Origin of the sequence: Achromobacter sp. UMC46 (assembly GCF_014170335.1) — a bacterium.
In the GTDB taxonomy this organism is placed as follows: domain Bacteria; phylum Pseudomonadota; class Gammaproteobacteria; order Burkholderiales; family Burkholderiaceae_B; genus Achromobacter.
Genome location: NZ_LZZS01000004.1, coordinates 831,101 through 852,670, shown reverse-complemented (window position 1 = coordinate 852,670; position 21,570 = coordinate 831,101). Strand labels below are relative to the sequence as shown.

19 protein-coding genes are annotated in these 21,570 nt (G+C 66.7%); 8 read left to right on the top strand and 11 right to left on the bottom strand.

Going from position 1 to position 21,570, the window contains the following annotated elements:
* Positions 1 to 6 precede the first annotated feature (6 nt).
* From bktB to A9973_RS06870, 3 genes are all read right to left on the bottom strand, one after another.
* Entirely contained in the window at positions 7 to 1,188 is a 1,182-nt protein-coding gene (gene bktB / locus A9973_RS06880; protein WP_183012978.1) for a beta-ketothiolase BktB, read from the bottom strand.
* Between the two features lie 66 nt (positions 1,189 to 1,254).
* Positions 1,255 to 2,055, bottom strand: coding sequence for a crotonase/enoyl-CoA hydratase family protein (locus tag A9973_RS06875; protein ID WP_183012977.1), 801 nt, complete (start codon positions 2,053 to 2,055; stop codon positions 1,255 to 1,257).
* Between the two features lie 29 nt (positions 2,056 to 2,084).
* Positions 2,085 to 3,053 carry a tripartite tricarboxylate transporter substrate binding protein gene (locus A9973_RS06870; protein ID WP_183012976.1) on the bottom strand — a complete coding sequence of 323 codons (969 nt, stop codon included), beginning with the start codon at positions 3,051 to 3,053 and terminating at the stop codon, positions 2,085 to 2,087.
* Positions 3,054 to 3,276: 223 nt separating this feature from the next.
* Here A9973_RS06870 and A9973_RS06865 point away from each other — a divergent pair, with 223 nt between their 5' ends.
* The 4 genes from A9973_RS06865 to A9973_RS06850 all read left to right on the top strand — a co-directional run bounded on the left by A9973_RS06865 (position 3,277) and on the right by A9973_RS06850 (position 6,999).
* A complete protein-coding gene (locus tag A9973_RS06865; protein ID WP_183012975.1) occupies positions 3,277 to 4,425 on the top strand; it encodes an acyl-CoA dehydrogenase family protein in 1,149 nt (382 codons plus the stop codon).
* A 10-nt stretch (positions 4,426 to 4,435) separates the two neighbouring features.
* Complete coding sequence (locus tag A9973_RS06860) at positions 4,436 to 5,434, top strand: acyl-CoA dehydrogenase family protein (RefSeq protein WP_183012974.1); 999 nt, start codon at positions 4,436 to 4,438, stop codon at positions 5,432 to 5,434.
* 87 nt (positions 5,435 to 5,521) lie between these two features.
* A complete protein-coding gene (locus A9973_RS06855) occupies positions 5,522 to 6,466 on the top strand; it encodes a LysR family transcriptional regulator (protein ID WP_183012973.1) in 945 nt (314 codons plus the stop codon).
* 92 nt (positions 6,467 to 6,558) lie between these two features.
* A complete protein-coding gene (locus A9973_RS06850) occupies positions 6,559 to 6,999 on the top strand; it encodes a CBS domain-containing protein (protein WP_183012972.1) in 441 nt (146 codons plus the stop codon).
* A 37-nt stretch (positions 7,000 to 7,036) separates the two neighbouring features.
* On the opposite strand, the gene A9973_RS06845 is transcribed toward A9973_RS06850, so the two are convergent.
* Entirely contained in the window at positions 7,037 to 7,801 is a 765-nt protein-coding gene (locus A9973_RS06845; RefSeq protein WP_183012971.1) for a TSUP family transporter, read from the bottom strand.
* A gap of 250 nt (positions 7,802 to 8,051) precedes the next feature.
* Between A9973_RS06845 and A9973_RS06840 the strand changes: the two genes are divergently transcribed.
* The 4 genes from A9973_RS06840 to A9973_RS06825 all read left to right on the top strand — a co-directional run bounded on the left by A9973_RS06840 (position 8,052) and on the right by A9973_RS06825 (position 13,482).
* The gene (locus tag A9973_RS06840) at positions 8,052 to 8,936 is read left to right on the top strand and encodes an FxLYD domain-containing protein (protein ID WP_183012970.1); all 885 of its coding nucleotides are present in this window, start codon (positions 8,052 to 8,054) and stop codon (positions 8,934 to 8,936) included.
* The gene (locus A9973_RS06835) at positions 8,926 to 9,840 is read left to right on the top strand and encodes an FxLYD domain-containing protein (protein ID WP_183012969.1); all 915 of its coding nucleotides are present in this window, start codon (positions 8,926 to 8,928) and stop codon (positions 9,838 to 9,840) included. Before A9973_RS06840 ends, A9973_RS06835 begins: the two co-directional genes overlap by 11 nt.
* A 224-nt stretch (positions 9,841 to 10,064) precedes the next feature.
* Positions 10,065 to 12,656, top strand: coding sequence for a bifunctional aconitate hydratase 2/2-methylisocitrate dehydratase (gene acnB / locus A9973_RS06830; protein ID WP_183012968.1), 2,592 nt, complete (start codon positions 10,065 to 10,067; stop codon positions 12,654 to 12,656).
* A gap of 226 nt (positions 12,657 to 12,882) precedes the next feature.
* Complete coding sequence (locus A9973_RS06825) at positions 12,883 to 13,482, top strand: hypothetical protein (RefSeq protein ID WP_183012967.1); 600 nt, start codon at positions 12,883 to 12,885, stop codon at positions 13,480 to 13,482.
* Positions 13,483 to 13,524: 42 nt separating this feature from the next.
* Here the strand turns inward: A9973_RS06825 and A9973_RS06820 are convergent, their stop codons facing one another.
* The 7 genes from A9973_RS06820 to A9973_RS06790 all read right to left on the bottom strand — a co-directional run bounded on the left by A9973_RS06820 (position 13,525) and on the right by A9973_RS06790 (position 21,458).
* Positions 13,525 to 13,839: a DNA-binding transcriptional regulator gene (locus tag A9973_RS06820; protein WP_183012966.1), complete on the bottom strand. Its 315-nt coding sequence runs from the start codon at positions 13,837 to 13,839 to the stop codon at positions 13,525 to 13,527.
* Positions 13,839 to 14,129, bottom strand: coding sequence for a toxin (locus A9973_RS06815; RefSeq protein WP_255469045.1), 291 nt, complete (start codon positions 14,127 to 14,129; stop codon positions 13,839 to 13,841). Before A9973_RS06815 ends, A9973_RS06820 begins: the two co-directional genes overlap by 1 nt.
* A 297-nt stretch (positions 14,130 to 14,426) precedes the next feature.
* Entirely contained in the window at positions 14,427 to 16,643 is a 2,217-nt protein-coding gene (locus A9973_RS06810; RefSeq protein ID WP_183012964.1) for a TonB-dependent siderophore receptor, read from the bottom strand.
* Positions 16,644 to 16,900: 257 nt separating this feature from the next.
* Positions 16,901 to 17,815 carry a pirin family protein gene (locus A9973_RS06805; protein WP_183012963.1) on the bottom strand — a complete coding sequence of 305 codons (915 nt, stop codon included), beginning with the start codon at positions 17,813 to 17,815 and terminating at the stop codon, positions 16,901 to 16,903.
* 161 nt (positions 17,816 to 17,976) lie between these two features.
* Positions 17,977 to 18,960, bottom strand: a complete 984-nt coding sequence (locus A9973_RS06800; protein ID WP_370539452.1) for a Bug family tripartite tricarboxylate transporter substrate binding protein — start codon at positions 18,958 to 18,960, stop codon at positions 17,977 to 17,979.
* A gap of 96 nt (positions 18,961 to 19,056) precedes the next feature.
* Positions 19,057 to 20,574, bottom strand: a complete 1,518-nt coding sequence (locus A9973_RS06795; RefSeq protein WP_183012962.1) for an AMP-binding protein — start codon at positions 20,572 to 20,574, stop codon at positions 19,057 to 19,059.
* Positions 20,571 to 21,458: an SDR family oxidoreductase gene (locus A9973_RS06790; RefSeq protein WP_183013189.1), complete on the bottom strand. Its 888-nt coding sequence runs from the start codon at positions 21,456 to 21,458 to the stop codon at positions 20,571 to 20,573. The genes A9973_RS06795 and A9973_RS06790 overlap by 4 nt, the downstream gene beginning before the upstream one ends.
* Between the last annotated feature and the right edge of the window lie 112 nt (positions 21,459 to 21,570).

The following is a 21,570-nucleotide window of genomic DNA, read 5'->3' as shown; positions in this document are numbered from 1 at the left end:
CTGGCCTTAGATGCGCTCGAAGATGGCGGCGATGCCTTGGCCGCCGCCGATGCACATCGTGACCAGCGCGTAACGGCCGCCGACGCGTTGCAATTCATGCAGCGCCTTGACGGTGATGATCGCGCCAGTGGCCCCGATGGGATGCCCCAGGCCGATGCCGCTGCCGTTCGGGTTGACCTTGGCCGGGTCCAGCTTCAGCTCGCGCGACACGGCGCAAGCTTGCGCCGCGAAGGCTTCGTTGGCCTCGATGACGTCCAGCTGGTCTACGGTCAGGCCAGCGCGCTTGAGCGCGGCCTGCGTGGCCGGCACCGGGCCGATGCCCATGATGTCGGGGTCGACGCCCGCGTGGGCGTAGGCCACCAGACGGGCCAGCGGCTTGATGCCGCGCTTGGCGGCCACCGAGGCGTTCATCAGCACCACGGCGCCCGCGCCGTCGTTCAGGCCCGAAGCGTTGCCCGCCGTGACCGTGCCGTTCTCCTTCTGGAAGACCGGTTTGAGCGTCGCCATGGTGGCGGCCGAGACATCGCGGCGCACGTGCTCGTCGGTGTCGAACACGACTTCGCCCTTTCGCGTCTTCTGCACCACCGGCACGATCTGGTCGCGGAAGTAGCCGGCGTCGATGGCGGCCGCGGCGCGGCGATGCGATTCCGCGGCCAGCGCGTCCTGGTCCTGGCGGCTGATGCCGAACTTGGCCGCCACGTTCTCGGCCGTGACGCCCATGTGCATGCGGCCGAACGGATCCGACAACGCGCCCGTCATCATGTCCAGCATGACGCTGTCGCCCATGCGGGCGCCCCAGCGCTGCGACGGCACGATGTAGGGCGCGCGGCTCATGCTTTCGGCGCCGGCGCCGATCGCGACGTCCGCGTCGCCCAGCAGGATGGTCTGCGCCGCCGACACGATGGCCTGCAGGCCGGAACCGCACAGGCGGTTGACGTTGAAGGCCGGCGTTTCCTTGGCGATGCCAGCGTTCATGGCGGCCACGCGCGACAGGTACATGTCGCGCGGTTCGGTATTGATGACGTGGCCGACCGCGACATGGCCGACCTCGTCGCCCTTGACGCCGGCGCGTTCCAGCGCGGCGCGGATGACGGTGGCGCCCAAGTCGCACGGCGGCACGTCTTTCAGCGCGCCCCCGAAGTCGCCGATGGCGGTGCGGACGGCCGAAGCGACGATGACTTCATTCATGGTGTTTCCTCCTTGTAATGCGTTCCATCATACCGCCGCCCCGCCGCCGTCGGAACGCCGCGGGCGTCACCCCCGTGGGCGGCGCGCCGCGCGCTGCGCGATGAACGCCTCCACGGCTTCCGCGTGCGTCGGGGTCTTGTGCGCCAGCGCCTGATAGGCCGCCGACAGTTCCAGCAAGGTGTCCAGACGCACGTGCTGGCTTTCGCGCAGCAGGCGTTTGGTCAGCCGCACCGCGTCGGGGGAGTTCGCCGCCATGCGCGCGGCCAGCGCACGCGCCGCGGGCAGCAGTTCGACGGCCGGCACGACCCGCGACACCAGCCCCCAGTCCTGCGCCGTGCCCGCGTCGATGGCGTCCCCGGTGAACGACATCTCGGCCGCCCGCGCCGACCCGATCAGCCGCGGCAGGAACCAGGCGCCGCCGTCCCCGGGCACGATCCCCAGCTTGACGAAGCTCTCCGCGAACGTCGCCCCTTCCGCGGCGATGCGCACGTCGCACATGCAAGCCAGATCGCAGCCCGCGCCCACGGCGGGGCCGTTCACCGCTGCGATCGTCGGCACTTCCAGCGCGTGCAGGGCCAGCGGCAAACGCTGGATGCCGTGGCGGTATTCCTGGCGCAAGGCGGCGCTGCCGACTTCGGGGCCGATCTGCCGCTGCATGTCGTTGATGTTGCCGCCAGACGAAAACACGTTGCCCGCCGCCGTCAGGATCAGCACGCGCACGGCGGGGTCCCGCTCGATGCGCGCGAACGCGGCCAGCAGCTGGTCCACGATGCCGCTGCCGGTCAACGCATTGCGCGTGGCCGGATCGTCCAGCGTCAGCGTGACGACCCCGTCCGCGCTGTGCTCGTAATGCACGAGTTCCGTCATGCCCTTCTCCTTGTATGCAGGTTTACGCACTATTGTTTCGGGATGCCGGCGCGCTGGGCGGCTTTGTCCCACTTGCGGATTTCGTCGCGCTGGAACACGCCCAGTTCTTTGGGCCCCACGGGAAACACTTCCCAGTTCGTACGCGCCAGGAACTCCGCTGCGTCCGCCGTGCCGTATATCTCCAACAGCACGCCGGCCAACTTGTCGATGACGGCGGCCGGCGTGCGGGCAGGCGCGAACGCCGCGGTCCAGTTCACCATGTAATAGCCCGGAAATCCCGATTCCTGCAACGTCGGCGTATCGGGCGCGCTCTTTAGCCGCGTATCTCCCGTGACCGCCAGCAGACGCATGCGGCCGCTCTGCACGAAAGGAATCACGGCGCCATAATCGGCGAACACGAAGTCCACCTGCCCGCCCGCGAGGTCCGTCAACGCGGGCGCCGCACCGCGATACGGCACGTGGTTGGCCTTGATGCCGCCCATGGCCAGAAACAGTTCGGTAGCGATTTGATAGGACGCGCTGCCGCTGCCGAAATTCAGCTCGCCCGGCCGTTGGCGCGCCGCGCTCACCAGATCCGCCACCGTCTTGTACGGCGCATCGGCCTTGACCGCCAGCGCCATCGCGCCGTAGCCCAGGCGCGCCACAGGCGCGAAATCCTTGACCGGGTCGTAGGGCAAGTGCTTGAACATGGCCGCATTGGTCGCCACCGGCGAATTGCTGGCCAGCAGCAGGGTGTATCCGTCGGGCTCCGCCAGCGCGACGGCCTGCGCCGCGATGAAGCTGTTGCCGCCGGGCCGATTTTCCACCGTCACGGCCACGCCGAGCTTTTCTTCCATTTTCTTTGCGACATAGCGCGCATTGCTGTCCGTGCCGCTGCCCGGAGGAAACGACACGATCAGCCGGATGGGCTTGTCGGGGTAAGCGGCCTGGGCGGACGCCGCGGGCAGCGCCAGCCATGCAGCACCCGCCAGCGCCAATAGGCGCATCAGCTTGTTCATTGCCTGTCTCCTGTTGTTATCGTCGCTCGGCGCGTTGAACGCGGCGCGGCGCTGCAGGCAGAGTAGGCACACGGGTAGGTGCCGTCTAATATTAATTTTTGCGGGAAGCGATACGAAACGCGTATCGAATATCAAATAAATAATATTGGACGGCTGTCAGCGCGCGGCGTGATAGTGGCCGTGGACGCCCTGCTGCGGGGCGCCTGTCCGCTTCGGAGCGCCCATGATTGAACCGCTGGAACTTACCGCCATCCCGCCCGAGGATGAAGCCTTGCGCGCCGACGTCCGCGCCTTCCTGGCCGATACGCTGGATGGGCTGGAACCCGACGAGCGCGCGCGCTCATGGATGGGTTTTGACGCGGCGTTCAGCCGCCAACTGGCCGCGCGCGGATGGCTGGGCATGACGTTGCCTCGCGAGCACGGCGGTGCGGCGCGCGGCCATTTCGCCCGCTTCGTGCTGTCCGAAGAACTGCTGGGCGCGGGCGCGCCGGTCTCGGCCCACTGGATTGCCGACCGCCAAAGTGCACCGCTGATCCTGAAGTACGGCACACCGGGGCAACGGGACTTCTACCTGCCCCGCATCTGCCGCGCCGACGCGTTCTTTTGCATCGGCATGAGCGAACCCGGATCCGGTTCGGACCTGGCCAGCATCCGCAGCCGCGCCGCGCCCGTCGCGGGCGGCTGGCGCTTGAATGGCAGCAAGGTCTGGACCACCAACGCGCACCGCTCGCACTACATGATCGCGCTGGTCCGCACGTCGGGTTCGCCTGAAGACCGCCACCAGGGCCTGTCGCAGTTGATCGTGGACCTGTCGCTGCCCGGCGTATCCATCCGCCCCATCGAAGACCTGGCGGGCGATTCGCATTTTTCGGAAGTGTTCTTTGACAATGTCGAGCTGGCGGATGACGCGCTGATCGGCGCGGAAGGCGCGGGCTGGGCGCAGGTGAACGCCGAACTGGCCTTTGAGCGCAGCGGCCCCGAGCGCCTGTATTCCAGCATCGCGCTGCTGGAATGCTGGCTGACCCATTGCCGGACGGTCTCGCACGACGCCAGCGACCGGGTCGCGCTGGGCAGCATCCTGTCGCACATGGCCGTTCTGCGCGCCATGTCGCTGGCGGTGGCGGGCAAGCTCGCGGCGGGCGGCAGCCCGGCCACCGAGGCCGCGCTGGTGAAAGATCTGGGCACCGAGCTTGAGCAAGCCCTGCCGCGCCTGATCGGCGACGCGCTGGGACGCCGCCCCGATATGCCGCCGCCCCTGCCGCTGCTGCGCACCCTGGCCTATCTGGAACAAGTCAGCCCCACGTTTTCCTTGCGCGGCGGCACGCGCGAAATCCTGCGCGGCATCATCGCCCGCGGCCTTGGCCTTCGATAAGGACGATCACATGGACTCCCTGCTTGGCGACGCCGCCGAACGCCTGTTCGCCCAAACCTGCACGCCCGCGCTGATCCGCGGCATCGAACAAGACCAGTCGGCCGCCCAGGCCTGGCAGGCCTGCGAAGACGCCGGCTTCGGCGACGCGCTGGTGCCCGAATCGCAGGGCGGCGCCGGATTGGACCTGCCCGATGCGCTGCCCGTGGTCTTGGCGGCCGGCCGCCACCTTTGCCCCTATCCGATCGCCCACACGATGCTGGCGCGCGCCTGGCTTGCCCTCACGGGCCGGCCCCGGCCGACGGGTTCGATCACCCTCGCCCCGCATGGCCTGGCGATTCAGGGCACGCGCGTGACCGGCGCCAGCGTTCCCTGGATGCGCGTGGCCGACCACGTCCTGGCGCATATCAACGGGCAAGCCTGGCTGCTGCCCGCGCAGGCCGGCCATGTGCAGCCGAACGGCGTACATGGCAGCCTGGACGGCGAAGCGTCGTGGGCCTTGGCTGACGCGCACTGCCTGGGCAACGGCAGCCCGCTGGACGAACTGGCCGCCACCGCCTATGCCGGCCTGATGGCCGGCGCCATGGACCGCGTCCTGGCGCTGACGCTGGACTACGCCAACACCCGCGCGCAGTTCGGCAAACCCATCGGCCGGTTCCAGGCCGTGCAGCAACAGATCAGCGTGATGGCCGAGCAGGTCTGGGCCGCGCGCATGGCCGCGCAGCTGGCGTTCCAGGGCCAAGGCGGACTGCCGCAAGCGATGCTGGCGGCCGTGGGCAAGGCGCGCGCCAGCCAGGCGGCGCCGATGGTCGCGGATATCGCGCACGCGGTTCATGGCGCCATTGGCGTCACCGCGGAATTCGACTTGCAGCTGTACACCCGGCGGCTGCGCGAATGGCGGCTGGCGGGCGGATCGGAATCCCATTGGCACGAGCGCGTCGGCGCGCACGCGCTGGCCGGCGGCGCGGACGCCCTGACCTGCCTGCGCACCACGCTGTGCGGCAACGCATGACGGCCTGATACCGGAGGGATAGCACGGATGCCGCCGCCGATACGCGCGCCGTATCATCCAGGGCAACCATCTCCTCGGGCCGCCCTCATGGATTTCCGCCATCTACAGCAGTTCCTTGTTCTTGCCGACACGCTGAACTTCCACCGCGCGGCGGAAAAGCTGCACATGTCGCAACCCCCGCTGTCGGTCTCGATCCGCAAGCTTGAAGAGATGGTGGGCGTGCCCTTGTTCGTGCGCGGCCGACAGGGCGTGCAATTGACCGAAGCCGGCCTGGCGGCGCTGGACGAGGCGCGACGCGCCCTGTTCCACGCCGAGCAGTTCAGGCTGGCGGCGCGTGCCGGGGCAGCGGGCGAAGGCGGCACGGTCCGGATCGGGTTCGTGGGGTCCGCCACCCACGGCATCCTGCCGCGCATCCTGCCCTTGTTCCGCCAGCGCTATCCTGGCGTGACTGTTGTGCTGCGCGAAGCCACGTCGATCCGCATCATGCAGGATCTGGCGGAAGACGCGCTGGAGGTCGGCATCGTGCGCGTGCCGGTGGCGATGGGGTCGAACGTGCGCCTGGCCCCGCTGACCACCGAGAATTTCGCGCTGGCCGTGCCCAAGGGGCATCCTCTAGCGCGGCGCGGCCGCATCCGGCTGACCGACCTGGCGGACGAGGCGTTCATCATGTACACCGCGACCGAAGCGGCGGGCTTGCGCATGGCGGCGATCAACGCCTGTCAGCTGCGCGGCTTCACGCCCCGCATCACGCAGGAAGCGGTGCAGGTGCAGACGCTGCTGAGCCTGGTCGAAAGCGGACTGGGCGTGGCGCTGGTGCCCGCCGGCAGCCGGCGCCATCCTGGACCCAACGTCGTCTACAAGACACTGGCCGACTTTCCCGCCGATGCCTCGATCGGCATTTCACTGGCGTGGAATCCCGACACCGAACGCAGCGCCGCGCGCAACCTGCGAGAGATGGCCAGCCAGGCGTTGCGCGACAAGCCCGCCAAATATCCGGTGCCGCGCTTGCGGCAAGGTGGCCGGCAGGCTTAGGATGGAGCATGGTCGCGCCACGGCACCCCGCGGGGCTGGAAGTGCAGCGCGCGGCCCACGTTTGAACCTTGCCAGCGATTCGGGAGCACATCGTGAAGACAGTTGCTGAGATTCTCAGGGAAAAGCCGAACCAGTCCGTCGTGACGGTTTCACCGGATTCATCGGTGTACGACGCCATCAAGACCATGGCCGAGCGCAGCATCGGCGCGGTGGTCGTCGTCGAGGGCGATACCGTGCTGGGCATGCTGTCCGAGCGCGACTACGCCCGCAAGGTCGTCCTGCAGGACCGCGCATCGCGAAGCACGAAGGTGCGCGACATCATGACGGATTCGGTCTACTACGTGGGTCCGGGCGATACGCGGGAGCACTGCATGGCCATGATGACCGAACGGCATTTTCGCCATCTTCCGGTCATCGACAATGAAAAGCTGATTGGCCTGCTGTCCATCGGCGATCTGGTCAAGGACGTGATGAGCGAACAGAAGTTCATCATCCACGAATTGGAACGCTACATCAGCGGCGGCCACGCCTGACCGCGCGGTCTAACCTCGCGGACCTGGCAGGCGCGGACTAGCCCGCCGCCAGGATCCGCGCCGCCGGCACGATCAGCCCCAACCCGGCGGCCAGCAACAGCACGAACACCATGCGCTTGATGGTCTTCATCGACCCTGCCGTGCCGTAACGGCGCGCCATCCACGTCACGCCGATCACGACCGGGAACGCCTGCACGCTGAGCCAGAACGACGACGCCATGAATGCGCCCTGTCCGGTCACCAAACCCAGGCGCACCACGGCATTCAGCGAAAACAGCACCAGCAGGCTGTTGCGGATGGACGCCAGCGGCAAGGGCTGGCGATACAGGTGATAGACCATCGGCGGCCCGGCGCTTGAGAACAAGCCGCCCAGCACGCCCGATATGCCGCCGAAAAACACGAAGGACGCCTTGGACGACAACTGCTCCAGCGGCTTCGCGCGCGCCACCAGCAGGACGGCGCAAGCCAGGATCGTGACGCCCAGAAGCAATTGCAGCAGCACCGTCGTCGAACCGCTGATCCAGGTCAGCACGGCCACGCCCACGCCGACCCCCACCAGGCTGGCGGCCATGGCCGGCCCCATCAGCGTCCAGTTCACCTGCGGCTTGGCCCGCGCCAGCGTCACGGCGGCGTTCACCAGCGACAGCACGCTGACCACGTTCGCCACTTCGGACACCGACGCCAGCTGGAACACTCCCGAGAGCCCCAGCAGCACCAGCCCGAATGCGAAGCCGGTCATGGTCTGGGCATAGGTGGCCAGCGCCACACAGGCCAGGAACAACAGATGTTGGGAGATGCTCATGCGTCGGGGGTTTTTTGTCGCCGGGCCGCCTGCGGAGAGGGGCATGTTTTTCTTGTCGCAGGGGCCGCACCCGTGGGGGGGCGTCCTACCGCGGCGATGATATCACCGGCGCGCAGGCCGCCTGCCGGCTCCGGCCAGCCCGCCAAATCACATATCTTGTCACAAATGGAAGCGTCCCTGCACCCCGCCCCTGCCGGACTGCCGCTATCCTTGCCGCCCTGTCAGTCCTAGCCGGTAAGCCCTTGCCTGAATGACGCCCAAACAGACCACGATCAATACGGTGACCCTGACCTGCTCGACTTGCGGCAGCGCCCAGTTCACCAAATTGGCCCCCAACGAGTACCGCTGCAACCACTGCCACGCCCTGACGCTGGTGGAAGACGACGTCGCCCAGCGGCTGGAAAAGATCCTGCGCGGCATGCAGCAGCCCAGCCGCCCGCCTCAGATCAAGCCCGCCGCCCTGGCGGCCATCGGGCTGGCGGTGGCCGCCGTGATCGCCATCCCTCTCGTCGCCTCGCTGCTGAGCTCGGGCAATTCGCCGGCGCCACGCCGCCTGATGCAGGAGCCGCCGATCGATGCCGCGCTGGTCAAGCTGACCGACGTGCGCCAAACGCAGGAGCGCGGCCGCAAGCAACTCGTCATGATGATGCGCAACGAGACCGGCAGGAAGATCGACGCGCCACGCGTGACCGCGACCTTCTTCCAGGGCGAATTGACGCTGTCGTCGTCCTGGAGTTCGCCGTCGGCGCGCACCTTGCAGCCCGGCGAATACGCCCCCGTGCTGATCTCGGTGCCGGACAAGGCCTATAGCCGCTATGCGCTGCAGGTCGCCACGCCCTCGCCCGCGCGCGGCAAGAGCAACGATGTGGCGCCCAGCAAGGTGCAACTGGTGCGCAACGACGGGGCGTACCGGCTGGTCGGCCTGCTGAAGAACCAGGGCGCAACCGAGGCCAACAGCACCCAGATCACCGTCATCCTGTACGGCGACGACGGCGCGATGATCGGCACGGGCAACGGCTACGCCACCGCCAGCCCGCTGGCGCCCGGCGCGCTGACCTCGTTCGACGTGCGCTGCGAGATGCTCGGCGGCGGCGACGTCGCGTCCTACGATTACATGGTGCAAAGTGAAAGCTGACCGCCCCGAAGCAAAACCGCTGTCCTGGCCGTCCAAAGCCGGACTGACGCTGATCCTCCTGGCCGCGATCGGCTTCGCCCTGTACAAGCACACCGCGCTAGGCCCCTGGGCGGTGCAGAAAATCACCGGTAAAACCACGCCGCAAGCCGCGGCGGCCCCCACAGCAGAGGCTCCCAAGGAGGCCGGCCCCGCCAGCCGCATCGTGCGGGTCAGCCCGGCCAATACCCGCGTCATCGACCACGTCCGCTTGACTACCGAAGAGCTGCTGGACCCCGACTTCGCGCTGTTCGACCCCAAAGCGTTCAGCCTGTCCGCCCCGCGCCGCCTGCTCGATGAGATCGACCGCCCCGTCCTGTATGCCGAACTCGTCAACACCAGCGACCGTTATGTGGCCTTGTCGCCCAAGGTGAAGATCGCCGTGTTCGACGGGTCGCGCGCGGTGGACCTGCGCCAGGACTGGGAGCTGCCCGCGCGCCTGTACCCGGGCGAACGCGTGCCGGTGGCGCTTCCCGGCGGGCGCTACGAGCGCGTGACCGAGGTCAAGACGGATTGGCAGCCCGCCAAGCGCGCCGCCCTGCCCGGCCCCCGCCCCAAACTGGCCGTCTCGGTGGAGAACACCGAAGCCGGCGTCGGCACCGGCACCCTCAATTTCAGCTACCGCTACCGTTACAAATACGTCACCGTCCACGGCCGGGTGCGCAACGACGACCAGGCGGAAGTCGACAACGTGCGGGTCTGGATCAGCCTGTACGACGCCCAGGACCAGGTGTCTGGCGCCACGTTCAAGGAGCTGCGGCTGCCCAAGCTGAAGCCGGGCGAAAGCGCGCCGTTCGAGGCCCAGGTCAAGCAATACGGCGGCAATTTCGCCCGGGTGGGCCTGGTCTACGACGCCACGGCACGCTAGGCCCCGGCATGGCGCCGCCTCCGGGCGCGCCCTATGAAAAGGCGGCCCCCGAGGCCGCCTTTTCCTTGCCCGGCACACGCTCCCGCCCCGCGCGCCGTCGCCGGTAAGCAACAGCTATCAACTCAGGTCTTATATAAGATATAAGACATTTGCTTGCGCCCCCCTCTTCCCTCTACAATTCCGTCAACAACCCTTCTTCCAACCCGACTTTGAGCAGGCCTCACATGCTGGATAACTACCGCCAACACGTTGCCGAACGCGCGGCTCTGGGGATTCCCCCGCTGCCCCTTACGGCTAAACAAACCGCTGAACTGATCGAACTGCTGAAGAACCCGCCCGCTGGCGAGGAGCAGAATCTGGTCGAACTGTTGACCTACCGCGTGCCGGCCGGCGTGGACGATGCCGCCAAGGTCAAGGCGTCCTACCTGGCCGCCGTGGCGCTGGGCAAGGAAGCTTGTGCGCTGATCAGCCGCGCCAAGGCGACGGAACTGCTGGGCACGATGCTCGGCGGCTACAACATTGGCCCGCTGGTCGAACTGCTGGATGATGCGGAAATCGGCACCATCGCCGCTGATGCGCTGAAGAAGACCCTGTTGATGTTCGACGCCTTCCACGACGTGAAGGAAAAGGCCGACCGCGGCAACGCCAACGCCCAGTCCGTGCTGCAAAGCTGGGCCGACGCCGAATGGTTCACCAGCCGTCCGGAACTGCCGGAAAGCCTGACGATCACCGTCTTCAAGGTGCCTGGCGAAACCAACACCGACGACCTGTCGCCGGCGCCCGACGCCACGACCCGACCCGACATCCCGATGCACGCCCTGGCGATGCTGAAGAACAAGCGCGACGGCGCCGCGTTCGAACCGGAAGAAGACGGCAAACGCGGCCCGATCAAGTTCATCGAATCGCTGAAGGAAAAAGGCCACCTGGTCGCCTACGTGGGCGACGTGGTCGGCACGGGTTCGTCGCGCAAGTCGGCCACCAACTCGGTGCTGTGGTTCACGGGCGAAGACATCCCCTTCGTGCCGAACAAGCGCTTTGGTGGCGTCTGCCTGGGCAACAAGATCGCCCCGATCTTCTACAACACGATGGAAGACGCCGGCGCCCTGCCGATCGAACTCGACGTGTCCCAGATGGAAATGGGCGACGTGGTCGAACTGCGTCCGTACGAAGGCCGCGCCTTGAAGAACGGCGAAGTCATCGCCGAATTCGAAGTGAAGTCCGACGTGCTGTTCGACGAAGTGCGCGCCGGCGGCCGCATTCCGCTGATCATCGGCCGCGGCCTGACCGCGAAGGCGCGTGAAGCGCTGGGCCTGGCGCCGTCGACGCTGTTCCGCCTGCCCAAGGATCCGGTCGACTCCGGCCACGGCTTCACGCTGGCCCAGAAGATGGTCGGCCGCGCCTGCGGCCTGCCGGAAGGCCGCGGCATCCGCCCGGGCACCTACTGCGAACCGAAGATGACCTCGGTCGGCAGCCAGGACACCACCGGCCCGATGACCCGCGACGAACTGAAGGACCTGGCTTGCCTGGGCTTCTCGGCCGACCTGGTGATGCAGTCGTTCTGCCACACCGCCGCCTACCCGAAGCCCGTGGACGTCAAGACGCACCACACGCTGCCGGAATTCATCAGCACCCGCGGCGGCATTTCGCTGCGCCCGGGCGACGGCGTGATCCACTCGTGGCTGAACCGCATGCTGTTGCCCGACACCGTCGGCACCGGCGGCGACTCGCACACCCGCTTCCCCATCGGCATCTCGTTCCCCGCCGGCTCGGGCCTGGTGGCCTTTGCCGCCGCCACGGGCGTGATGCCCCTGGACATGCCGGAATCGGTGCTGGTCCGCTTCAAGGGCAAGCTGCAGCCCGGCGTCACCCTGCGCGACCTGGTCAACGCCATCCCGCTGTACGCCATCAAGCAAGGCCTGCTGACGGTCGCCAAGCAAGGCAAGAAGAACATCTTCTCCGGCCGCATCCTGGAAATCGAAGGCCTGCCCGACCTGAAGGTCGAACAAGCCTTCGAACTGTCGGACGCTTCCGCTGAACGTTCGGCCGCCGGCTGCTCGGTGCACCTGAACAAGGAACCGATCATCGAATACATCAACAGCAACATCGTGATGTTGAAGTGGATGATCGCCAACGGCTACGAAGACGAGCGCACGCTGGGCCGCCGCATCAAGGCCATGGAAGCCTGGCTGGCTGATCCCCAGCTGCTGGCCCCGGATGCCGACGCCGAATACGCCGCCATCATCGAAATCGACCTGGCCGACGTGCACGAGCCCATCGTGGCCTGCCCGAACGACCCGGACGACGTCAAGACGCTGTCTGAAGTCGCCGGCGCCAAGATCGACGAAGTGTTCATCGGCAGCTGCATGACCAACATCGGCCATTTCCGCGCAGCCTCCAAGCTGCTGGAAGGCAAGCGCGACATCCCGGTCAAGCTGTGGATTGCCCCGCCGACCAAGATGGACGCCACGCAACTGACGGAAGAAGGCCACTACGGCGTGTTCGGCACGGCCGGCGCGCGCACCGAAATGCCGGGCTGCTCGCTGTGCATGGGCAACCAGGCGCAAGTGCGCGAAGGCGCGACCGTCATGTCGACCAGCACCCGCAACTTCCCGAACCGCCTGGGCAAGAACACGAACGTGTACCTGGGCTCGGCTGAACTGGCCGCCATCTGCTCGAAGCTGGGCCGGATTCCGACCAAGGACGAGTACATGGGCGATATGGGCGTCATCAACAAGAGCGGCGACCAGATCTACCAATACCTGAACTTCGACAAGATCGCGGACTACAAGGACGTGGCGGACGTGATCGAGGTCTAAGCCTCAAGCGCCAGCCAGGCCCTTTCGCCTGCATGACGGCCCCGGAGCGATCCGGGGCCGTTTTTCTTTGGCCGTGGACAGGCTCCGATTGCCGCGGCTTTTCGGAAAATTTCAGGGACGGAACTTTTCGGGCGAAACGTTTTCATACAATCGCGCTACCTTGTGACACTTTGCCCCTAACCGGCGCGGCTTGCCGCCTGCGCCCCCCCCTGGAGGACGCCTGCCAATGACCCGGCTTTTGCTGCCGCCGCTGCTACTGCTGGCGCTTGCCGGTTGCGCTACGGCGCCGCCATCCAACCCCGAGAACATTTGCGCGATCTTCCGTGAAAAGCCGGACTGGCACGACGCCGCCCTGAAAGTGCAGAAGAAATGGGGCGCCCCCGTGCCGGTGCCGATGGCCATGATGTACCAGGAGTCCTCATTCAAGCAGGACGCCGTGCCGCCCCGCTACTACTTCCTGGGCATCATCCCCTGGGGCCGCGTCAGCTCCGCCTACGGCTATGCGCAGGCCAAGGACGAAACCTGGGCCGACTACAAGAAGGACGCCGGCGGCTGGGGCGCCAGCCGCGACAACTTCGCCGACGCGCTGGATTTCATGGGCTGGTACATGAGCAAGTCGCAGCGCATCAACGGCGTGTCCAAGTGGGACGCCTACGGCCAGTACCTGAACTACCACGAAGGCTGGACCGGCTACCGCAACCGCAGCTTCGACCGCAAGGCGTGGTTGAAGACGGTGTCGCAGAAAGTGCAGGCGCGCGCGGAGAAGTTCACGTCGCAGTACAAGAGCTGCGAGGCGGACCTGACGCGGGGGGGATGGTTCTGGTGAAGGGGCGGCCTTAGCGCCGGCACTCGGGGACCGGCTTGCCGCTCAAGCCAGTGCCGCCAAATGTTCCACCGTTTCTGGGTACTTCTCTACCAAGCGGATGAGTGTTGTCGCCTGAGCATTGGGTTTTGCCCTGCCCTGCTCCCAGTTTTCAAGCGTACGGGCATTGGTCCGCAAGTACATGGCGAACACCGGCCGCGACATATTCAGGCGCTCCCGGATGGCGACCAGTTCGTCCGCCGAAATCGCCGCCAACTCGCTCAAGCGGACCTTATGCGACCTAAGCGTGGTCTTCCCGTGGCGCTCGTCAGCCAACGCCGTGAACCCTTCAGTCAGCTCGGAAAAAATGTCGCGTTTCATCAGCATGTCCTTTCTCTCAATTCGGCTGCCAACAGACCCTCAAGCGCCTTTCGTTGAACAGCACTCAGATCATCTTGCTCGTCTTTGCCGTAAACGGTGAAGAGCCAGAACTGTGCCCCCCCCCCGGACCACCAGTAATAAATGACGCGGAGACCGCCTCGCTTGCCCTTCTGCCGGCGTAAGTCGGCAAAGCGGACTTTGCGAAGGCCGCCGGCCCTTTGTATCAGCTCGCCGGCCGTGGGATTGCGCAGCAACATGACTTGCAAGGCCAAGAATCCGGTGTCATCCATGTAGGTGGATCGATGGCGCTGAAACGGGGGTAGCTCGACAAATAGTGCCTGCATAATTGTACGTTATCTGCGTATATTTCCATAAGCGCCGCAACGCGGCGGCCGAAGGGGCGCGGGTTCATCCAGAGGGTGACGATCCCACTACGCAGGTACAAGCCCGTCTACCAAAATATCGGACTGTTGGGCGCAAAGACTCACGCGCATCAACTCGGAAAGCCGACGCAGAAAGCAAAAACCCCGGCTTGGCGCCGGGGTTTTGCATGCATGCCGGCTCATGCCGGCTCATGCCGGCCACGATCAGAAGTCCATGCTGGCCGACAGCAGGAACGTGCGGGGACCGCCCAGGACCAGGTAGCCGTTGCCCGGGTAGCCGCCCACCGACGACCAGTAGTTGCGGTTGGCGATGTTCTCGACGCGCGCGCGCAGGGTCACTACGTGGCCGTCGACGTCCATCATGTAGCGCAGGCCGGCGTCGAAACGGGTCCAGCCGGGCACTTTGAGGGTGTTGGCATCGTCCGCGTAGGACGAACCGGTGTAGACGACGCGGCCGTCCACGGCCAGGCCCTGCACGCCGGGGATGTCCCATTCCACACCCATGTTGGCCTGGAAGCGCGGCACGCCGATCACGCGGTTGCCGTCCAGCGAAGCCGTGCCAGTCGAGCGCTGCTCGGCATCCAGCCACGTCAAGCCGCCCAGCACGCGCACGCTCTTGATCGGCTCGCCGTAGACAGTCAGTTCCGCGCCCTGATGGCGGTCCTTGCCCGAAGTGGTCAGCGCATTGCTGGCGTTGTACATCGCGCGCGGCTTGTCGGTCGAGAACAGCGCCAGGCCGGCGCCCAGGCCATCGCCTTCGTACTTCACGCCGACTTCCTTTTGCTTGGAAACGTACGGCTGCAGGCTCTGGCCGACGTTGGGCACGGGCTTGCCGTTCGCATTGGCGGGCGCGGTCGGCCCTGCGACGAGCGCTTCGATGTAGTTCGCATACAGCGATACGCTGGGCGCCACCTTGAAGACGATGCCGGCGGCAGGCGAATTGCGGCTGGCGTCATAGGCGCCGTTTTCCTTGCCGGTGTTGTAGGCGTAATCGCGCTGGGACAGCTTCTGATGCCGGATGCCCAGGGTCAGCAGCACCTTGTCGTCCAGGAACGACATCGTGTCGCCGAAGGCGTAGCTGCTCATCCGCGTGCGTCCTTGCAGCGCAGGGTTGTCGATGTCGTTGCCCCGCAGCGCGCGTGCGCTGAAGGCCGGCTGGTCGTAGGACACCGGGTCGTAGATGTTGGTCGGAAACGTGTTCGCGTAATCCATGATGTAGGCGTTCTTCTTCTTCAGGTCGAAGAAGGACGCCGACACGACGAACTCGTGGCCCACCGGGCCCGTGCGCACCTTGGCGCGCAAGCCCAATTCACCCGTGTTGACGCTGTCTTCGCGGGTGTTGTCAAAGCGGTAGAAATTGCCTGCGCCGGTGCTGCCGTTGGTCAACGTCACGTTGCCCAGCGAGTTCGCTTCATCGCTGCGGCGAAAGCCGTACGCCGCCCAGCCGGTCAGCTTGTCGCTGAAATCGTGCTCGGCGCGCAAGGTGCCGAACAGATCGCGCTCGTTGGAGTACGACCACGGCTGCGCGTAGTTGGAACTGGCGTCCGGCGCGTCAGGCACGCTGGTGACGCCAGCGCCCATCGTCACGTTCGGCCGCGCCCGCTTCAACTTGTTTTCCTGCCAGCCGATGTCGCCCGACAAGCGCGTATCGGCCGAGCGCCAGTCGATGCCCAGCGACACCAGGCTGGTGCGGGAGTGTTCGTCGTCGATCGCGGTGTCGCCGCTGCGCTGCGCGGCGTTCAGGCGGATACCGGTGCTGTCATCGGGACCGAAACGACGGGCGATGTCGGTCGACACCTGGAACTGGCCGCCGCTTGAGATGCCGGTGGTGACGCGGGTCAACGGATCGTTCGGGGCGCGCTTGGGCACCAGGTTGATCACGCCCCCGATGCCGCCGCCGCTGGGCGTGGCGCCAGTCAGGAACGCCGACGCGCCGCGCAGCACTTCCACGCGCTCGAACAGTTCGGTGGCGATGTACTGGCGGGGCAGCAGGCTGTACAGCCCGTTGTAGGCCACGTCGTCGGAGCTCAGGATGAAACCGCGGATGAAGTACGACTCCTGGAAATTGCCGAAGCCGCGCGCCACGCGCACGCCGGAGTCGTTCTGCAGCACGTCGCCCACGCTGCGCGCCTGCTTGTCCTGGATCAGCTCGTTCGTATAGCTGGTGATGCTGAACGGCGTGCTCAGGTTGTCTTGCGTGCCCAGCACGCCGACGCGGCCGCCGCTGGCCACCTGCCCGCCCGCGAAGGGCGCGGCCAGGCCGCCGGCCGACGCATCAGCGCTGGCCTCGACCTTGATGGCTTCCATCGACACGACGGAGCCGTTGGAGGCGGCGGGTTGGGCTTCGGGGGCGGTTTGACCGTAGACGGCGCCCAGGCACGGCAGCGTAGCGGCCATGCAGGCAAGAGTTCTGATTTTCATATCGGGATCAAGAGAGACAGGAGAGACGCATCACTGCGCAAAGAAACGCAAAATCCCGATGGGGTCACGCACGAAAAACGGCTTTCCAGATCGCATACCGCGGGACAGGGCAGCGGCCTTGCCGAGCCCGTTCACCAAGGGGTCTTGAGGTCTTACGCTGGAAATATTATCAAACAGAGAATCATTCTCATTACGTCCCTATTTTTGAATGGGAGTTCGTTGTCCCCGCACAACAAACGCCCCTGACGACTACAGGGTCAAACCACCTGATCCTGGCGCAATTGTCCGAAGTCGCCGGCCTCATAGGCCGCCAACGCACGGCTCAGGCCGCGTTGACTGGCCATCACGATCGGGCCGTGCCGAAAAACGGGTTCGTCCACGGCGGGGCCGGCGATCAGCACGAAATGGGCGGGCGCCCTCCCGGCCATCAACAGCAGCACGCCTTCGTCGTCGGCGGACGGCGCCGATGCCGCCAACGCGGATCCGGCATGCAGCACGGCGAAATCCGGGTCCCCGCCTTGGCGCTTCGGCAAGGGCGGCGCGCCCCGCACGCGATGCCGGGCGCGCACGCCCAATTCCCCCTGCACCGCGTAGACCCAGGCGTTCCAGCCGGGTGGCAACGGCAGCAGCTGGGTGGCCCCCGGACGCAGCCAGCCGTCCAGGATCATCAACGCTTCCGGCGTGGCCAGCGGAGACTGCCAGCCGCCGTGGCTGCCTGCCACGACGCGGACGCGGCCGGCATTCGTTTGAATGACCGGCATCTCCCAGGCGCGAAGCAGCGATACCGCCGGGGGCAGCGACTTCTGCCGGTCCGGCAGATTCAACGCGATGCGCAGGCCGTTCAACCGCGCCTCCCCCGCGGGCTGCTGCGCCCGCAGGATGCCTGTGCCCGCCACGGTCCAATGCAGGTCGCCTGCCTGCGCCTCGTGTTCGTTGCCGGTACTGTCCTGGCACCGCATGGCGCCTTTGGCGTCTTCGAACAGCAGCGTGGCCGCGCACAGGCCGGCGTGCGGCTGCGGCGCGGACGTCGCCCCGGTCATGACGAAGTGGTCCACCATGACGACAGGCGACGGGCTATGGGAGAAATCGGTGTGCAGGAACGGTCGGACAGTGCAGGCACCGCCCGCGGATTGGAGCTGGCCGGCAACGACGTTGCTGAGATGGATAGTCAAAAAATGCTGCCTGATGATGGAGTGCCGCTAGGGCCTGCCACACACGGAAAGGAGTCTCCCTTCCATGTGCGCAGGCCCTAGCTGACGCGAAGCTTATGGGTTCCGCGCGACCCGCGCAATCCCCCATTTACCCCCCTCGCCCCGACCGCAGCGCCGCCGGCTCAGTCCAGCGTGATCTGGTTCGCCCGGATCACCGCCCCCCAGCGGTCACGGTCTTCCGAGACGTACCGGTCGACTTCCGCCTGATCGCGCGGCGCCTGGATGGCAAGCCCCAACGTCTGGAACCGCTCCCGGAAATCCGGCTGGTTCATGACGCGGGCAACGGCATCCTGCAAGGCGCGTGCCTCGGCGGGCGGCGTGGCCACCGGCACGGCGACGCCGAACCAGGTCGCCGCGCGGAAGCCCGGGAACCCGCTTTCGGCCACGGTGGGCACGTCCGGCAGCACGGGCAGCCGCTCGGCCGTGGTCACCGCCAGCGCCTTGATCTTGTTTTCCTTCACCAGCGGCAAGGACGTGCTGATGACGTCCACCATCAATTGCGTGTCGTTGGCCATCAGCGAGCTGAGCGCCGGCGCACTGCCGTTGTACGGAATGTGCGCCATATCGATGCCGGTCCGGGTCTTGAGCAGTTCAGTCGCCAGTTGCAATGGATTGCCGATGCCGACCGACGCATAGTTCATCTTGCCGGGATGGGCCTTCGCGACGCTGACGAACTGCGCCAGCGTCGCCGCGGGCACCTCGTTGTTCGCCACGACCACCAGCGGCAGCTCGGCCACCACGGACAGCACGCGGAAGTCGCGCGCCGCATCGTAGGAGATCTTCCGATAGAGCATGGGGTTGAGCACCATGCTGGCGTTGCTGGCCAGGAACAGCGTGTACCCGTCGGGCTGGGCGCGGGCCACCTGCGTCGCCGCGATCATCGTGTTCGCGCCCGGCTTGTTTTCGACTACCACGGGCTGTTGAAGCTCGCGCGCCAGGCGCTCGGCCAGTACACGCGACAATTGGTCGGCGGCGCCGCCCGGCGTGTAGGGCACCACCAGTTTCAAGGGCCTGTCCGGGAATGCCGCCAGGGCCTGCGGGATGCTGGCGGCACACACCAGCATCGCGGCCGCGACGCGGCCGAACCAACGATTCATCTGCGACATGCTTGTCTCCCGAGTCTTCACGGACTCTTGTAATGGGTACTGCCTGAAGGAACTGAACGACGCGGCAGGCGGCCTTACGTCATGGCCGCGCGGCCGCTACACCTTGCGCGCCTGGCCCTCCCAGAACGCCGCCCGCAGCCGCCGTTTGGCGATCTTTCCGTTGTCGTCGCGCGGCAGGGCCTGCCGCAGTTGAAGCTCGCGCGGGACCTTGTAGCGGGCGATCCGGGAGGACAGCCATTGCATGGCGGCCTCCACATCCAGGGCAGCCTCCGGCGCGGGTTGGACCAGTCCCAGCAGGCGTTCGCCGAACTCGGGGTCCGGCACGCCGAAGACGGCGCAATCGGCCACGCCCGGGTACTGCATCAGATGGTGTTCGATTTCCGCCGGATAAATGTTCACGCCGCCCGAGATCACCAGGTCCGATTCGCGGTCGCACACGAACAGGTAGCCGTCTTCGTCGACATAGCCCAGATCGCCCAGCCCGATCAGGCCGTCGCGCTCGACGGCCTGGCGGGCTTCGGGATGGTTGCGGTAGGTGAAGTCGGCGTAGGCGGGCTGGCGCACGTGGATGCGCCCGATCTGGCCAGGCGCGCAGACAGAACCATCCTCGGCGTAGATGCGCACTTGCGCCGGGCCGATAGGCCGCCCCGCGCTGCCCGGCTTCGCCAGCGCCTCATGCGAATCGATCGCGGTCACCATCCCCGCCTCGCTGGACGCGTAGGTTTCGTGCACCACCGGCCCCAGCCAATCGATCATCGCGCGCTTGAGCTCCGGGGCGCAGGGCGCGCCGGTCGAGGCTACGAAGCGCAACGACGACAAATCGAACGACGCCCGCGTGCCCGCATCCAGCTTCAGCAACCGCACATACATGATGGGCACCAGGTAGATCGTGTCGATGCGGTGCTGTTCGATCAGGCGCAACACCTCGACGGGGTCGAAACGCGGCATCAGCACCAGCGTGTCGCAAACGCGCAGCGCCACCTGTGCGAAGACGCTGGGCGCGCTGTGGTAGACCGGCGCGGGCAGCAAGGCCCGGCTGCCCTGGCGCAGGCCATAGGCCTGTTCGACCACGGCTTCCACGGCCGCCAGGTGCTCGGCAAGCCGCTCCACCGGGAAAGGCTGGCGGACCACGCCCTTGGGGCGCCCCGTCGTGCCCGACGTATAGGCCATGTGGCCGCGCGGCGCGACCAGCGGACCGTCATGGCGCGATTGCGCGTTGCGCCAGGCCTCGTAGTCGTTAGCGTCGACGTTGTTGGCTTCGAAACCGGCATCCACACCGCCCGCGACCCGCAGCACGGGCAGGCCGGCAGGCAGCGCCGCCCGGACCTCGCGCCACAGGTCGTCTTCGGCGATCAGCAGTTTCGCGCCGCTGTCGTTCGCGAGGAACGCCACGTCGTCGGCCGTGTAGTGCCAATTGATCGGGCAGTAATAGCAGCCCAGCCGCTTGCAGGCCTGGATGATTTCCAGATAGGGCATGCCGTTGCGCAACAGCACGGCGATCACGTCGCCTTCGCGCACCCCCATGGCCGCCAGGCCTGCCGCCACCTGTTCGCCGCGTGCGGTCAGCGCGTCGCGGTCCAGGTCGACGCCCCCGGCAATGATCCGTCCGCTCATGCCGGCTTCCCGGCGCGCAGGGCCTTGTCCTGCGCGGTGCGCGCTTCGATCGCGGCGCGGGCGGCCGCCCAGTCTTCCTCAGTCCACTCGAAATACTGCTTGAAGTAGGCGCCATTGGCTAGATAATCGCCGCCGTCCAGCGCAATCGTCTGGCCGTTGATCCAGTCGTTGCCCGGACCCAGCAGAAAGGCCGCCAGTTCGCCGATATCGTGCCCGGTGCCCAGGCGTCGCATGGGATTCTGCTGGATCAGGGCATCCTGGCCGTCGCCGTTGGGGCGCAGCCGCGCGGTCGCGCCTTCGGTGGGGATCACGCCGGGCGCAATGGCGTTCATGCGGATGCCGTGGCGGCCCCATTCGACGGCCAGCGATTTCGTCATCGCGTCGATGCCGGCCTTGGACATCGCCGACGGCACCACGAACGGCGATCCGGTCCACACCCACGTCACGACGATGGACACGACCGCGCCTTGCGCGCCGGTGGCGATCCAGCGCTTGCCCACGGCCTGCGTCGTGTAGAACGTGCCGCGGAACACGGTGTCGGCGATGGCGTTGAAACCGCGCGCCGACAGCTTTTCAGTCGGACTGATGAAGTTGCCGGCGGCGTTGTTGATCAGGCCGTCCAGGCCACCGTGCGCGGTCCAGATGCCCTCCACCATCGCATCGACCGCGTCCGCATCGCGGATGTCGACCGCATGGGCATAGGCCTGCCCGCCATGCCTGGCGCGCAGGGCGGCGACGGCCTCCTCCAGCACGGACAGGCGCCGTCCGCACAGGTGGACGGTGGCGCCCAGCGACGCCAGTTGCTCCGCCATGGCGTAGCCCAGGCCGGTCCCCCCGCCCGTGACGAGGATGCGCTGGCCGCGGAACAAGTCCGCCCGGAACATGCTTTGCGGCATGGTTTGTCTCCTGTTGTCGTTTGGAATCCCGGTTGCGGACGGATACGTCCGATGCGGTTCGAGACCAGAATATCAACCCGTGAATAGCGCGACAATCCTT